This window comes from Moritella sp. PE36, assembly GCF_000170855.1.
GTDB lineage: Bacteria > Pseudomonadota > Gammaproteobacteria > Enterobacterales > Moritellaceae > Moritella.
Window position 1 is genome coordinate 97,297 of the sequence record NZ_ABCQ01000003.1, and the last position, 16,429, is coordinate 113,725.

The window sequence follows — 16,429 nt, forward strand, 5'->3', positions numbered from 1 at the left end:
CTGCTAAAAAACGATAAACTATGTCATTTACGACAAAGGCAGGAGATATAGTATATTGTTAAATAGTATCATCATCATAAAAAATAATTAAAAACGCTTAAATAACAATAAAATACAGATGATTAACACTTACAACCCATTGATATGAACTTTGTGTTTTTCTTCAAAATAATTTACATATGCAATTTAGACTAGGTTGAAAAACAAGCTACTGCCTCCATAAACACAAATATCAAGATGAATAAAGACTGTTATTACATTAACTGTGAAGTAACTCTATTAATTTCGATTTAAAATACTTTTCCTATTGAGCTGCGATAACCGCAATACATAAAATCAGTGCCCGCAGCATGAGCAACATCGAACATTCGATGTCCGGTCTTGGTGAATGAAATAAAAGCCCTAGCTTAAGTTACCAGGGCTTATTCATTTGATTAAGTATTGAGTTTAATCAATCACTGCATGACGATTGATTTTTTCATGGATTTATTTTTTCATCGGTTTATTTTTTCATAATAGTTGAGGTGTAAATTTCACCCTCACCATCGCCGTCATGCTGCCAGTAAACTTCTTGGGTGTAGAAGTCACCTTCCATGCCAGTAATGGTGTTTACATCCTGAGAAGTCTCACCATCCGAAGTAACCACCAACTGTCCGTCACTGTTAATTGACCAAGCGAAAGTAAAGCTCTCATTTACATATCTCAGACTCGTACCATAACCGCTATTATCGGCGTTCATAGTTACTTCGTCTTCAGCAACATAGGCTTTCACTGTATCAGTGCCGGCACTGTTTTTCTGGACGTCGATATAACCAATTACCCAACTGCTACCATTAAGATTGATATCCTTGTAGGTTACAGTTACGCCAGAATCAGCACGACATGCGTTAGCCAGCTCATCATAGTCCACCTTGGTTTTGTAGTTAGCATCACTGCTATTTTCCCACCATAAGTCGTTGGTATCATCTACACACTCCATTAGCTCACCAGCATAGGTCGCATCGATGTAGGTGACTTGGTCAGTTTCACTGCTTTCATAGCTACCATCAGCTGCATGACCTTCAGGTGAGTAGACTGCAAATGTCTTCTTATCACCATCTTCACTTAGCATTACATGGATTGAGTTCAGGTCAGTTGTGTCTGTAACCCTGGTCTCAATATAATTGATACCATCCTGAGACTTAATGCTCCAGTCTCTGCGAGTTTTGTCCGTGTACTTGTTACCAAACTCGTCGAATTTCTTCTTCTTGCTTAGCATAGTGTTGTCTTCGAAGAAAAACTTGCGACGATACAGACCTTCGCTGTTAAAGCGGTTTAGTGCAAGGCCAGCAATAGACGTCTCAGAGATAGCGGGTAACGCAGAGTCATAACAAACCTGATAGAGTGCTACCTTCTCGAAGAAGTCATCGATGCTGTCACCTTTAGCGTAAGTAAACTCACAACTGATATCAACTTCATTCAAGATAGCTTGGTACGCCGTATCGTTAAAGAATGTCACCTGGTAATCGTTAGGTTGGTTAGCCAATTCTACCGTTCCGCGGATAACCATGCCGTCATTTTCTGCCAACAGAACGGTTACCGGATCACCATACCAACGGTCACCGAAGGCAGCAATCGCTTCATCAGTAACAGTGAACTGGTAGACAGTCTTATCGCCCACCTCACTGTTACTCCAGGTTGTTTCTCCTACTTTGAACAGTTGATAGCTACTTCCGCTCTCTTGAACGCTATTTTCTTCCCCTTTATAGAAATTTACAGCTCCGTCATCAACCAGTTCGACACCAATATCCCATCCCAGATAGATAAGCTTAACCTGATCCGAATCTGTAGCGGCAGAACTCGATGTCAGATCATCCAGCGTTACTGCCACCTCATGGTATGGTTCTGACGTTGCATCAACTACCTTCATATGGACGTCTGAATCTATCCAAAGAGAATAAATATCCTGAGCAGCAACAGGGGTAAACTGTAGCGCGTTGGAATCTACCGGGAACTGTGCAATGCCCGTCTGATAAGAAGACCAGAACGGCAGGTTAGTCGCATTGATAGTCTCACCGTCTAGGGTGGTGATCGTTGGTGTCCCCAGAGAATAAACCAGTTCAGAGTATCCAGTCGGATAAGCGATAGCAGTGGCACCTGAAATATCCAATGTGTAACCTGTTGGAGTTACCCAGCTGGAGCCTGCCAGTATCATCTGGTCTCCGTCATTGATGACACTACCCAGCGTGCCGTCTTGCAGCACAACCTTAAAGCCCAGTGATGTTGCTAAATCACCATTTACAGTAAAGGTATCTACGGTTAGCAGATCCAACCCTTTTTCACCATCCTCTTCAAACTCATGAAGACCGCTGGTCGCATCAACAAAATGAACTATGCCATCGTTGGTTGCGTCAACCGTTATACCGACACCGTCTGCGATAGTCTTTTTGTCACCGAAATCATCAGAATTGCTACCGTCATTTGAACCATCATTGCCTGACTCTGAACCGCCGGAGTTATCACCATTGTCAGAACCATCGGTGGGACCGTCAGTGTATGTTATTACTACCTGCTCAAGAATGGCGGTTTTCGCCGTTTCATTAAATAGGTAGATATCTTCATCAAAGCTTGTACCTTGTTGCTCTATTGAACCCATACGAACATAACTGGCTTTTCCGTCATCGTAAACACTAACGAACAAAGTTGGGGAATCTTCATCCCACTTCTCGCCGTAGGCTGTGATCACAGGATCCGGTACCGTAAACTGCAGGATATCCTCACCGAAGATTGTTGAGCGAGTCCAGGTTCCAGTGCCGACTTTAGAAGTACTGCTGCCAGTTAGGTAATAGTTAGCTTTACCACCTTCAACCAGTTCAACCCCCATATCCCAGCCGAAATAAACCAGATTTGGATTTACCGAGTCGGCAGAACTAGAAGAAGCATCTGTTGCAGAAATCAGCTGATCTAATGTCGTGGCAGCTTCGTGGTATGGGTCAACGCTTGTGCTTACGTGTACCTCAGAATCTATCCATAGGGAATAGATGTCCTGAGCCGCTGATGGCGTAAACTTAACAGCCTGTGAGCCTGGAGGGAATTGAGTATCCGTAGACTTGTAAGCGCTCCAGAAGGGAACTGTACTTGGTGAAATGACCAAGCCTTCAAGGTCAACCAGTTCCAGAGACAGATTCAGCACGCTAGCTGGAATATTGGTTGGGTATGCAACAGCATTATCTGTGGTTACGTCAATAGTGTAACTGTTGCTAGTAGTCCAACCTGAGCTAGTCAAAATAGCATCATGATCATCGTCTGCTGTTACTGTTGTTAAGGTTCCATCAGTGCTAACCAGTTGCGGAATTTGAGTTATCCCTTTGTTTTCACTGATTAGAATGGCCTCAACGTATAGATACTCATGACGTATATTGGTCGAATCGTCATACTCATCGTCGGCATCCAGTATATAGAGCGAACTAGCGTCACGAATAAACTGAATAGCATCAGACGCGGTTGGCACTGTTTCATCAACATCAGGGATACCATTATTGTTGTCGTCCGGGTCTGCATTATTGCCAATACCGTCTCCGTCAGAGTCTAACGATTCAGTCGCATCCAGTGGGAATGCATCCATATCATCAGCAACACCATCACCGTCGTCATCGCTATCTGCATTGTTACCGATATTATCGCCATCGGTATCAACGGTTTCAGATGCATCAGTAGGGAACGCATCCTCACTGTCAATAACGCCGTCGTTATCCATATCTGATGCTTTTACAACAACTTGTTCAAGAATGGCCGTTTTCGCAGCTTCGCTATACAGATAAACCACTTCATCAAAGCTCGAACCCTGACGTTCGATTTGGCCCATACGCACATAGCTGCCATCTCCGTCGTCGAATACGCTCAGGAACATAGCTGGAGAGTCTTGGTCCCACTTCTCACCAAAGGCAATGATAGCCAAATAAGGTACCGTGAATTCAAGAATTTCTACACCACTTTCAGTCGTAGCGCGACTCCACTCACCAGCAGCGACCTTGGTTACAGAGCTCCCTGTGGTAGCGCTAGATAAATTGCTCTCCATATAGTAGTTTGCCGTACCATCTTCAACTAGCTCAACCCCGACATTCCAGCCGAAGTACACCAGGTTTGGATGTGTTGCACCATTGGAAACGTCGGCAGCGGTTGTAGAGATCACCTGTTCCAGAGTCGTTGCTAGAGCGTGATATGGTTCCACCGCCGTACTTACGTATACTTCAGAACCAGTCCAAAGAGAATAGATATCCTGGTTTGCTACCGGAGTAAACTTAACAGCGCGAGAACCCGGTGGGAACTGAGCAGGAGCAGGAACAGGAACAGGAACAAGAGCAGAGGTCGACTTGAATTCAGACCAGAATGGTACAGTTGCTTTAGAAATAGCTTGTCCTTCAAGATCGACGAGTTCCAGCGTAATAGCCAGTGTGCTTGCAGGCACATTTGTTGGGTATGCTACAGGTATATCAGTAGTCACATCCATACTATAACTTTTGACCTGTACCCAACCTTCAGAGGTAAGGATCAGATCTTCGTTTTCTTCTGTAATATTTGTCAGGCTGCCATCCGAGTTAACTTCCTGAGCAGGTTGAGTTACGCCGATGTTGTCGTTGACTAGGATTGCACTAACATACAGTTTTTCATGCGCCGTACCACTTTCATCGTGGTAATCATTAGAATGGAGCTCATACAGAGAGTCCGCATCACGGATAAACTCAAGTGCAGCGGCTTCAACAGCATCCTTGATACCATTACCGTCCGCATCCGTATCTGCGACATCACCAATACCATCACCATCGCTATCTGCAGTTTCATTTGGGTTAAATGGGAACGCATCTTCGTCATCGACTGTGCCGTCATTGTCGTCATCGGTATCTTCATTATTACCAATACCGTCACCATCGCTATCTAGATATTCGGTTGGATTATTTGGTAGTGCATCGACATCATCTGGTACACGGTCGTTATCATCATCTTTATCCGCGTTGTCACCGATACCATCATGGTCGAAGTCAGCAGACTCGTCACTGTCAAATGGGAATGCATCGATCTCATCGGCAACATTATCGTTATCATCATCGGGATCATCACGATCTATGATGCCGTCGTTATCAAAATCGCCCAGACCGTCACTGATAAATGGGAATGGGTCAACGTCATCCAATATTCCGTCGTTATCGTCATCTTCATCTTGGTTGTTACCAGTGCCGTCACGATCAGTATCGACAGATTCAGTTGCGTCTAATGGGAATGCATCTAACTCATCTGGTGTGCCGTCACCGTCGTCATCAGTATCCTCGTTGTTACCGATGCCGTCACCATCAGTATCCATAGACTCAGAACTGTCAAAAGGGAAGTAGTCACGCAAGTCGTTTACGCCATCGTTATCGTCATCTTTATCCGCGTTGTTACCAGTGCCGTCACCATCACTATCCAGATATTCAGAAGGATCTGTCGGGAACGCATCAACATCATCTGCAAAACCGTCGTTATCATCGTCGAGATCTTGATTGTCACCAAGACCATCTTTATCTGTATCCTGAGTTTCTGAGCTATCGAACGGAAAGGCATCTTCAGCGTCGCTAACACCATCGTTATCATCATCGTCATCAGCAATGTCACCGATACCATCACGGTCATAATCAGCGGACTCGTCACTGTCAAGTGGGAATGGGTCATCGTCATCCAAGATGCCGTCGTTATCATCATCGTCATCAGCAACATTGCCTGTACCATCACGGTCAGTATCGACAAATTCAGCTGCGTCTAATGGGAATGCATCTAACTCATCTGGTGTGCCGTCACCGTCATCATCAGGATCCGCGTTGTTACCAATACCATCAGTATCAGTATCGATATATTCTTTGGCATTAAGTGGGAATGCATCGTTATCGTTGGTGAAACCGTCATTATCGTTATCAGGATCCGCGTTGTTGCCTATACCATCGCCATCGCTATCTTTCCATTCAGAGCCATCATCAGGGAACGCGTCCAAAGCATTTGGTACGCCATCGCCGTCTCGGTCATCAGTGAAATCTGCCACCAGTTCGATGAATTTAGGTATTTCTAAAGCATTGTAATCCAGATTGGTTGCTGCATCATTGGTTTCGGCGTCTTTGATCACGCGTTCGATCGAAAGTTGTGTTTGCTCACTTACCGCATCAAGTTTTTCAAGCAAGTCGAAAGTGGCATCATCTGTTGAGCTATTTCTAGCAGCCTGTTTCACTGCATTAATAGCTTGGTCCAGTTCTTCAGGAGTTGAAGGCAGTACATTTGATTCAACCAGTACTTTAGCTTCATACGCTAGACGGGCTGCATTATCATCCGTTTTTTTATTTGCAACGTAATCACCCATTATTAATTCTGGGTCAAGCTTATCACCGGCGACTTCATAGATTGCGGCTTCTTTCAGAACTTCAATTTCTTCATCTGTAAGTTCAGTCGTTGGATCGGCAAAGGTCGCTTCTGCTTTTTTCTTTTCTAATACCAGGTTTACGATTGTTGTCAGCGGAGTGACTGTTTGCGTACCTGCTGGTGCCGACATCATATAAGGTGAAGCAACCTTTTCGCCGTCCGGATTATTTTCTGTGATGGTATCTTCATCGACAGTTTCTGTGGTTGCCTGGACCACTACGTTATATTGACTAGGGTTGTCGATACCTTCCACGTTCAGGTTTGCAATACCGCCCTCACCAGAAATGGCTTGTGGTTCGTCGCTATCGAGCAGGTAGTCACCATTTAAATCCAACCAAACGATAGCATTTCTTAAATAACCATCGATTGCTTTAACTGAATAGGTTGTTTGAACAGCAGGTATATTAGAAGATGTATCAGAAGATGAATCCCCCCCACAACCGACTAACCCCATGCTACTAGTGAGTCCTAGCGCAATCACTAAATCCTTTTTTTTCATCCTGTCGATTCCTAAAATGTTCAAAAATAGTAAAAATAATATTAGTGCACGGTATGGAAAAGAATAAATTGAGTCAAACTGAGGGTTGGTACTTTTCTAATGCTTTTCGACAAGGATTTTCATACCTAGATATGGGGGATTTTGATAACCAATTATTAACTAAAGACATTACAATGGTGTATTAAACAGGATGTGACGCATTTGAACGCAATAATAATTATTATACTATTATTTGTTAATTTATAACTTTGTGGCCCAGCCTGCATCTCTGTTTTATTTATGTATATACTTTAAACAAATCTAAGTATATGTACTAAATGCGCACATCAAGTTCACATTAATGCTCGCTTACACCAAGATCAATAAACGGCGATACAAATAGTATATCGCCGTTTTACTTTACGCCGTTGAATCTTAATCAGTTCTTAACTCGACATCCTTCGTAGTACGAGTTACTAGACTATTCCGTTCACCACGCTTGGCCAACGCATAATAAAATAGCGGGGTCAGAATTAAACCGAAGACGGTCACCCCTATCATCCCGGAGAATACCGCAACGCCCATCGCCTGGCGCATTTCAGCACCGGCACCGGTTGACAACACCATAGGCACAACACCCATAATGAATGCAAACGACGTCATCAAGATAGGGCGTAAACGCAATCTTGCCGCTTCTAAAATTGCATCTATGGTATTCATCCCCGAATCCTGTTTCTCTTTGGCGAATTCGACAATCAAAATAGCATTTTTAGTGGCCAGTCCGACTAATACAATCAAGCCAATTTGAGTGAAGATATTGTTATCACCGCCATACAGAAGTACCCCGCTGATGGCTGACAATATCGTCATCGGAATAATCAAGATGATCGCCAATGGTAAACTCAAGCTTTCATATTGCGCAGCTAACACCAAGAATACTAACAAGATAATCAATGGGAACACGATCATACCAGTATCACCGGCGATGATCTGCTGGTAGGTAATTTCAGTCCATTCATAGCTCATCCCAACCGGTAAGGTCTCATCGAGGATCTTTTCAATCGCCGCCTGCGCCTGACCACTGCTGACACCCGGTGCTGGTCCACCATTAATCTCGGCGGTGGTATACCCGTTATAGCGCATCACACGATCAGGACCTGATGACTGCGTAATAGTAATAAATGAACCCAGTGGCACCATATCACCCTGTTGATTAGGGACTTTAAGCTGACTGACCTGCTCCGGTGTTTGTCGGAAGGCTTCATCGGCTTGCATCGTCACCTGGTAGGTGCGGCCAAACAAGTTAAAATCATTAACGTATGTCGAGCCCATATAAGTTTGCAAGGTTTGGAATATCTGATCCAACGATACCCCTTGTTGCTTGGCTTTGGTACGGTCAATCTCTAAATCAAGTTGCGGTACATTTACCTGATAACTTGAGAATATCCCGGCCAATTCTGGCGTTGCCCACGCTTTATATTGCACCGCTTGCGTGGCTTTATACAAGGCTTCATAGCCTAAATTGGCTTTGTCCAGAATTTGTAAACGGAAACCACCAATCGTCCCAAGTCCTTGCACTGGCGGTGGTGGGAAGATGGCAATAAAGGCATCTTCAATACCGGCAAATTTTGCGTTCAGTTGCTGGGCAATGGCATTGGCACTCAGATCAGCCGTGGTTCTATTTTCAAACTCATCCAAAGTAACAAAAACAATGCCTGAATTAGGGCTGTTAGTGAAACCGTTAATACTTAATCCAGGAAACGCCACCGAATGTAATACCCCAGGATGATCAAGGGCAATATCGGACATTCTACGGATCACCGCCTCGGTGCGATCTAACGATGATGCATCGGGTAATTGGGCAAATGCCACCAAGTATTGTTTGTCTTGTCCCGGTACGTAACCCGTCGGCGTTTGCGCAAATTGCACACCCGTTAACGCTACTAAACCAAAATACAAGATGCCGATAATGCCGCCAAAACGAATGACTTTACGCACTAGCCAGGTATAGCGATTCGAGGCACGATTAAACAAACGGTTAAAGGGGGTAAATAACCAACCGCCTAACAGCTTATCCATCGCACGGGTTAATCTGTCTTTCGGCTCATCTCTGCCTTTTAACAATAACGCCGACAATGCTGGGCTTAATGTCAGTGAGTTAATCGCCGAAATAAAGGTCGAGATAGTGATCGTTAACGCAAATTGCTTATAGAACTGCCCTGTTAAACCACTCATGAATGCCGTAGGAATGAATACCGCTGCAAGCACTAAGGTTGTTGCCACAATCGGTCCGGTTACTTCTTTCATGGCTTTTTGCGTTGCCGCAACAGGATCAAGCCCTTCTTCGATGTTACGTTCGACGTTTTCCACCACCACAATGGCGTCATCGACGACGATACCAATGGCTAACACCAGCCCAAATAAGGATAAGGCGTTTAATGAAAAGCCCATGAGATACATGAATGCAAACGTACCGACTAAGGACACAGGCACGGCAACTAATGGAATGATAGACGCGCGCCATGTTTGTAAAAACAGCACCACCACTAATACCACCAGCAATACCGCTTCAAACAAGGTTTTCACTACCGCTTCAATCGAACCACGGACAAATACTGTCGGATCATAAACAATGGCATAGTCTAAACCATCCGGGAAGTTCAGTGATAAACGCTCCATAGTGGCGCGTACATCATCCGATATCTGGATCGCATTAGAGCCGGATGCTTGGAACACGCCCATAGCAACCGCTTCTTTATTATCGAGTAATGAACGCAGTGCATACGTTTGCGCACCGATCTCAACGCGGGCTACATCTTTTAAGCGGATGATCTCGCCTTGTCCGCCCACACGAATGATAATGTCTTCAAATTCTTCTTGCGTCGATAAACGCCCTTTCACATTGATCAGTAACTGAAAATCTGCGCCACTTGGCTGCGCACCTAAACTACCGGCTGCCGCTTGTTTATTCTGTTCACGCACCGCTTTTAAAATATCTGCTGGCGAAAGTCCCAGCGATGCCACTTTATTGGGATTGAGCCAAATACGTAAACTGTATTCACTCGCCCCAAACAAATTTACTGCGCCGACGCCTTCAATACGCGCTAATTCATCTTTTACGTTTAATGCGGCATAGTTGGATAAATACAACATGTCATAACGGTTATCAGGCGCAATTAAATGCACCACCATGGTTAAATCCGGTGATGATTTTTTTGTTACAACCCCTAAACGCTGTACCTCTTCAGGCAATCGCTGTACCGCACGATCAACGCGACTTTGTACCTGGCTTTGGGCTTTATCAACATCGGTGCCGATCTCAAACGTGACCGTTAATGTTAACAGACCATCCGAGGTGGCTTGTGAAGACATGTACAACATGTTTTCCACCCCGTTAATGGCTTGCTCTAAGGGTGATGCGACGGTTTCGGCAATCACTTTCGGATTCGCACCCGGATAACTTGCCGATACCACTACAGTTGGTGGCACCACTTCGGGATATTCAGTGATCGGCATTAAACCGACGGATATCGCACCCGAGATGAAAAACAGCAATGAGATCACTGCCGCAAAGATGGGTCTTTTAATAAAGAATTGAGAAAACATATTTATCTCGCTACTCGTGTTAATACTAATTCGCGCGCTTGTTCTAATACCGCTTGGTCATGGCGTAATGCCGATAAATTATCGGCGGTGGCCATCTCCACCATATTCGGTTCGATGACCATATTTGCACGTACCTTTTGCAATCCATTCACCACAATTTTATCTTCAGCAGATAAGCCTTGGGTCACGATCCGCAGGCCTTGCACTTTTTCACCCAGTGAAATACCACGGTATTGCAGTTTATTGTCAGCACCGACAACTAACACAAATTTGTTATTTAAGTCAGTACCAATGGCTTTATCGTCAATTAAAATACCATCGTAAGTTGCACTGCCGGCAATACGTAAACGGGTAAATAAACCCGGTAACAAATCACTGTCGAGATTAGCAAAACGCGCTCTGACCCGGATAGTACCCGTGTTGCGGTTAATCGCATTATCAACAAAATCAATCACACCGGTATGGGTAAAATCGCTTTCATTCGCCAGCGCCATAAATACCGGGTTGCCGTCAGAACGTTGATCATTACGTTTATTCTGCGCCGTTAACTGCACATATTTAAGGTAAGTCTGTTCATCAACATCAAAATAGGCATACATATGCGCGGTAGACACCAGACTGGTTAACTGTGTTTTTCCCGCTGTCACATAGTTACCCATAGTGACGTTGGCATAAGAAACACGCCCCGAAATAGGCGCTTTAACGCGAGTATAAGCAAGATCGAGTTCGGCACTCATCAGCGCGGCTTTAACCGACGCGACTTCCGCCGTAGTTTGATGCATATTCGCTTGGCGGGTATCGATTAACTCTTCTGAAACAGCATTTTTATTAAATAATTTAAAGGCACGCTGATAATCATTTTTCGCCAATTTCTCAGCCACTGTCGCACTGCTTAATTTCGCTTTTAAGCGCTGTACTTCTGCCGCAAAGACACTGGGATCAATTTGAAATAAAATAGCGCCTTTTTTCACTAAGGCCCCTTCATCAAAATTCACTGAATTGATATAACCAGACACCCGAGGGATCAAGGTGACCTGTTCTGGCGCTTCTAAGCGGCCAGTAAATTCGTCCCACTCCGTGACAGGTTCGTTTATCACCTTGGCAACACTTACTTTTGGTGCGGGTCTACTCTGGACTTGGGATTGTGGCGATTGTTCACTACCACATGCGGTTAATACCAGCGCTGTTAAGCTGGTGATCATAAATGTGCGAAATATATTACTTGTTGTCATGTGATGATGTCCCTTCGTTACATTGTTTTGCAATCAGCAAATCAAGATAATGAGTGTCAGTTGATACAGCGCTTATTACGCAGCATTGGTCTATCATTTCATACCAATTGGTACGCATTATTACATACCGATTGGTACAAATTGTTACGTACCGATCGGTATGGTATATATTTTTCAAATAGAGTCAATAGTTTTCGTCTGTAAAGACACTGGACAGAAGACAACACTCTGTCTATCCTATGCGCATAAATGAAGGTAATAAAAGGTCTAAAAAATATGTCTAAAACAAGTTGCGTTGGTCGCCCTAAGGGCTTCGATGTTGATGACGTCTTAGAGAAGGCATTAGCAGTATTTTGGGCTAAAGGTTATGAAGGCGCGTCACTGAGTGATCTCACCAAAGCAATGGGGATCAACAAGCCCAGCCTGTATTCAACATTTGGTAATAAAGAAGGATTATTCCTTAAAGCAGTGGATTTATATGAACAAAGACCCTGTGGTTATTTTCGTCCAGCATTAGAAGAAGCGACTGCCAAAGCGGTTATTGCAGCCATGCTCAATGGGGCGGCAAAAAGTTTAGCCGATCACAATAACCCCCAAGGTTGCATGCTTATTCAAAGTGCGTTAACCGGCAGTGATGACTGTGAATCAGTCAAGCAGGCATTGATAAGTCGCCGCCGGGATCATCAAAACGAACTTAAAATACGCTTGGAACTTGCCCAACAACAAGGGGATTTGACCACGGAGTACAGTGCTGAATCGCTTGCTCAATACTTAGCGACCATTATTCAGGGCATGACAATCCAGGCAACGAACTGCAGCAGCGCAGCAGAGTTACAGAACATTGCCGATCTCGCGCTAAGCCATTTCCCCGGATTAGAGTAATTTGATTACACGAGAGTAGAGATAGTAGAAAGAGTCGCGACCATCATGCTTAATGTCGATTTCGTATTGCGCGATCGGCGATACGATCAATTAAACTCGGCACCAGCAATTTAAACCAGCGCCCTAACCGACCACGTAACGAGGTGATCAGTAATCGCTGTCGGTGACTAATTGCATGCAGGCATAATTGTGCACACTGCTCTGCAGTCATCAGCTTGCTTTCCTGCATAGGCGTTGCGCCTAAGGGTTTACCATCAGTGCCAATGGCACGTTTATGTGTTTCTGTTACCACAAAGTCTGGACAAATAACGGTAATATCAATGCCATCATCTTTTAATTCAATGCGTAATGAATCAAAGAAACCAATAACGGCATGTTTCGATGCCGCATAACCGGTACGATAAGGAACGCCTGTCAATCCGGCTATCGAGGCAACCGTTGCAATACTGCCTTTACTCGCTTTTAGTGCAGGTAACGCAGCATGGGTCAGATAAACAGCGCCAAGGTAGTTCACTTGCATCATGCGTTCGTAAATGGCTAAGTCCTCCATTTCGTCTAACCGCCCCCACATGGTGATCCCAGCATTATTCACCAAAATATCGAGACCACCATACTGTTCCAAGGTTGCCGCGACCAGTGCTTTACATTGTGCTTGGTCACTGACATCACAAGCATAAATACCAACGTCACCGTCTAATTCATCCGCCACTTGTTGTAACCGTTCCAGATTACGCGCAGCTAACATTAATTTTGCGCCAGCCCGGGACAGCTTAATGGCGAGTGCACGACCAATCCCTTCTGACGCGCCTGTAACTATGATGACTTTTCCGTGAATACCGTCCATGGGTTCTCGCTATTTCTGTTGTTTGATATGACTACTCTACGGTATATGCCGAGGTAATAAAATCAAATCAGCTCTCAACTGTCGAGTTTAGACAGAGATATAATTTGACAAATTGTGGGTTTCCCTCCCATCACGTAAACTAAGAGCAATGCATAAACTTGCAACCAAATAGAGAAAAAAATGAGTTACGCAAATTCAAAATATGTTGTCTTATATCAGAAGAATTGGTCAGAAGCCTTAAGAACCGCGAAGCGATTACATTCATCACTACAGCGTTTATCTAACGACTTCCCAATTTCATCGGAAAAATTAACGAGTGCCGATGAAGATCTACAAGATAAAATCGATGCTTTTAGAATCCGGTTTACTGATTTACTAGATTGTATTAGGCATAAACTATTTCGTAACTTATTGAAGTTAGAAGATGAAACACCGATTAGTATGGTTGATGTCTTAAATATGATGGAGAAGCGTTCTGTTCTATCTTCCCCTCAACAGTGGAAGTTATTAAGAGAAGTCAGAAATGCATTCTCACATGACTATCCTGAATCAGAACATGAACGCTCTGAAGCACTTAATTTAGCTTGGCAGCACGCAGACCAGTTACTGCTTATTCTGTCTAATCTTAAACGATATTTACAAACAATTGATATTGAATTAGATGGAGATATTGATGCGCTTATCTAGTCAAGAACGAGATATTATCGTTACAAATGTTCATCAATACATTGCCTCCGACGCTAAAGTTTGGCTGTTTGGTTCACGTTGTGACGACTCTAAATCTGGTGGTGATATCGATCTTTATATTGAAAGTGATCCTATCAATAAGCCGTTAGAATCTCGTATTTACCTCAAAATAGCGTTACAAGATGCACTCGGTTATCAAAAAATAGATCTGGTTTACCATGATCGTGAACGAGAAATGCAGCCAATTCATGAAATAGCAAAAGCTGAAGGTATTCTCCTTTAAGCATACAAGATAACCAGCAGCCTCATACGTGAGGCTGTTTTATTACAATGATTTAAACACTTAACAATCACTCTCTATTCATGTCATGTTCCCAGTCAGGATAGCACCGCAGTATATGCTCACAGCCCTCAAATAAAACAAAACTGTCTTACAGACTATGCTTAAAACAACAGGCCACAACACGATACATAATAATTTGAAAGCAGCGGATCCAACAAGGTTAAACGATATCTTCATTCAGCTAATGCGGCACTATGGGCACCTGCCCTGGTGGCCCGCGGATACGGAATATGAAATGATGGTGGGCGCGATATTGACCCAGAATACCAACTGGAAAAACGTGGAAAAGGCACTGGCGAATTTAGCCGGAAAGTTAACACCGCAACAAATACTGGCGATGCCCGTCGATACGCTGGCACAACTTATCCGTTCCAGTGGTTATTACAATCAAAAGGCCATCAAACTAAAAGCGCTGACACTCTGGTATCAAGAGTATGATTTTGACATCAGCCAAGCCCGTTGTATCGAGGGGACTATTTTACGTAATGAACTGCTCGCCGTTAATGGTATCGGCCCGGAAACGGCTGACAGTATTTTGGTTTATGCACTGGATAAGACTTTTTTCATCATCGACAATTATACCCGCCGCATCCTGCACCGCATCGGGTTCGAACTGCCAACTGGTTATGACAAACTCCGATTGCTGCTAGAGCAGAACATCCCACGAGACATTACCACCTATCAGCAATACCATGCGTTGCTGGTTGAACACGCTAAACGCTACTGCACTAAGATACCTCAGTGTCAGCATTGCCCGCTTAATAAGTGTTGCCAGAAAAGGATTGAATGACTCTGACTATTCACACGTAGTTTCTGTATCGTAACCAAGATAGTAATATCCGCGCCATAACGCTTGTGATTGGCCTGCATTTGTCAGCTTAAAAACGAGGCCTTCTGTTGTACTGCAATAATCAAAACCATACAGCTTTACATCCATATCGATTACGCCTATAGCAAGATCGATATCAGTATCTGTATTAATGGCATAAAATGAATAACCGTTAGTTAAATTAACAGTTGCGCGATCCTCTAGTAATGCTAAACAATCCTTACCCGTTTCGGCTGGTCTAGCGATACGAGCGGTAATCACGTTCTCTGAATTGTCCAGCGGCACCAACGTTAACTTCGTGTTATTAACAATAGAATCATTTTTAATCGCCAAACAGCTGCCATGTAACCAGCCGACATTATGTTCAAAATCAGCCATGACTTCCGTAGGCTGAATGTGAGTTGGTTCAGCACACGCTGTTAATAACATAGCGCTAGTGAGCAATCCGAAATATGACTGTTTTTTCATGTTACCTTCCATTAAAAGACCAGTGAGGTGCATCAGTTTTTAATTTTTTGACACCAAAAGATTCACCGACTTTATGCAATGCAATATTGGTATTCGCATTTGTATAAAAAGTTAATGCTTCTTCATTGCCATCTTTTTTTTTGACATTAATTGTTCCCGTCCACGTGATTGTCATATCAATTGCTTTGCCAGCAATATGATTACTTGTTAATGACGGTGGATTGATACTTCGAGGCGGTACAGCGAGTCCGAACCCTCTAACCATCTCCAGCGCTCCAGCTTTGCTCTTGGTTAGCTCTCCATGATCCCAAGCAATATCGACACCACTCATTTTCGCTGCATCTGAAGGCTTGCACTTTCCTTGAGATATTTTCCAAGACCAATGAAATAAGTAAGCTCTTTTATTACTTCTTTTCGTGGTTGATACGACAACTTGCGCACCAGCATCAGTTAACGCTTTTATAAATGCTTTAACATTTGCTTTAAATAGCACATCTAAATCATCCACTTTAATGCTATTTTTCGCATGTGTATTAGCCCATGACACCCAATATTTACCGCTATTAGTTGGCATTATATATCCTTATATGCAACGTGATTATTTTGATTTTCAAGCAAAAAACTAAATTAGTTACGACCT

The 16,429-nt window shown here is 43.7% G+C and carries 10 protein-coding genes; 4 read left to right on the forward strand and 6 right to left on the reverse strand.

All coding sequences use genetic code 11. The features are described 5' to 3' along the window. Nucleotides 1-502: 502 nt before the first annotated feature. From PE36_RS24690 to PE36_RS03390, 3 genes are all read right to left on the reverse strand, one after another. Nucleotides 503-6,919 carry a thrombospondin type 3 repeat-containing protein gene (locus PE36_RS24690; RefSeq protein WP_006030555.1) on the reverse strand — a complete coding sequence of 2,139 codons (6,417 nt, stop codon included), beginning with the start codon at nt 6,917-6,919 and terminating at the stop codon, nt 503-505. Nucleotides 6,920-7,333: 414 nt separating this feature from the next. After that, entirely contained in the window at nt 7,334-10,504 is a 3,171-nt protein-coding gene (locus PE36_RS03385) for an efflux RND transporter permease subunit (RefSeq protein WP_006030557.1), read from the reverse strand. A 2-nt stretch (nt 10,505-10,506) separates the two neighbouring features. Further along, nucleotides 10,507-11,736, reverse strand: coding sequence for an efflux RND transporter periplasmic adaptor subunit (locus tag PE36_RS03390; RefSeq protein WP_006030558.1), 1,230 nt, complete (start codon nt 11,734-11,736; stop codon nt 10,507-10,509). 276 nt (nt 11,737-12,012) lie between these two features. Between PE36_RS03390 and PE36_RS03395 the strand changes: the two genes are divergently transcribed. Continuing rightward, on the forward strand, nt 12,013-12,618 hold the full coding sequence (locus tag PE36_RS03395) for a TetR/AcrR family transcriptional regulator (protein WP_006030559.1): 606 nt from the start codon (nt 12,013-12,015) through the stop codon (nt 12,616-12,618). 49 nt (nt 12,619-12,667) lie between these two features. Here PE36_RS03395 and PE36_RS03400 read toward each other — a convergent pair whose 3' ends face one another. Continuing rightward, nucleotides 12,668-13,462, reverse strand: a complete 795-nt coding sequence (locus PE36_RS03400; protein WP_006030560.1) for an SDR family oxidoreductase — start codon at nt 13,460-13,462, stop codon at nt 12,668-12,670. 180 nt (nt 13,463-13,642) lie between these two features. On the opposite strand from PE36_RS03400, the gene PE36_RS03405 reads away from it, so the two are divergent. The 3 genes from PE36_RS03405 (at nt 13,643) to PE36_RS03415 (ending at nt 15,282) form a co-directional block, all read left to right on the forward strand. Beyond that, entirely contained in the window at nt 13,643-14,149 is a 507-nt protein-coding gene (locus PE36_RS03405) for a hypothetical protein (RefSeq protein ID WP_006030561.1), read from the forward strand. Beyond that, nucleotides 14,136-14,432, forward strand: coding sequence for a nucleotidyltransferase domain-containing protein (locus PE36_RS03410; protein ID WP_006030562.1), 297 nt, complete (start codon nt 14,136-14,138; stop codon nt 14,430-14,432). The genes PE36_RS03405 and PE36_RS03410 overlap by 14 nt, the downstream gene beginning before the upstream one ends. 295 nt (nt 14,433-14,727) lie before the next feature. Continuing rightward, on the forward strand, nt 14,728-15,282 hold the full coding sequence (locus PE36_RS03415) for an endonuclease III domain-containing protein (RefSeq protein ID WP_198138573.1): 555 nt from the start codon (nt 14,728-14,730) through the stop codon (nt 15,280-15,282). A 6-nt stretch (nt 15,283-15,288) separates the two neighbouring features. Here the strand turns inward: PE36_RS03415 and PE36_RS03420 are convergent, their stop codons facing one another. Both PE36_RS03420 and PE36_RS03425 read right to left on the reverse strand, forming a co-directional pair. Then, nucleotides 15,289-15,789 (reverse strand): hypothetical protein, encoded by a 501-nt coding sequence (locus PE36_RS03420; RefSeq protein WP_043993804.1) that lies wholly within the window; start codon nt 15,787-15,789, stop codon nt 15,289-15,291. Nucleotide 15,790: 1 nt separating this feature from the next. Continuing rightward, the gene (locus PE36_RS03425; RefSeq protein WP_006030565.1) at nt 15,791-16,363 is read right to left on the reverse strand and encodes a hypothetical protein; all 573 of its coding nucleotides are present in this window, start codon (nt 16,361-16,363) and stop codon (nt 15,791-15,793) included. Nucleotides 16,364-16,429: the final 66 nt, after the last annotated feature.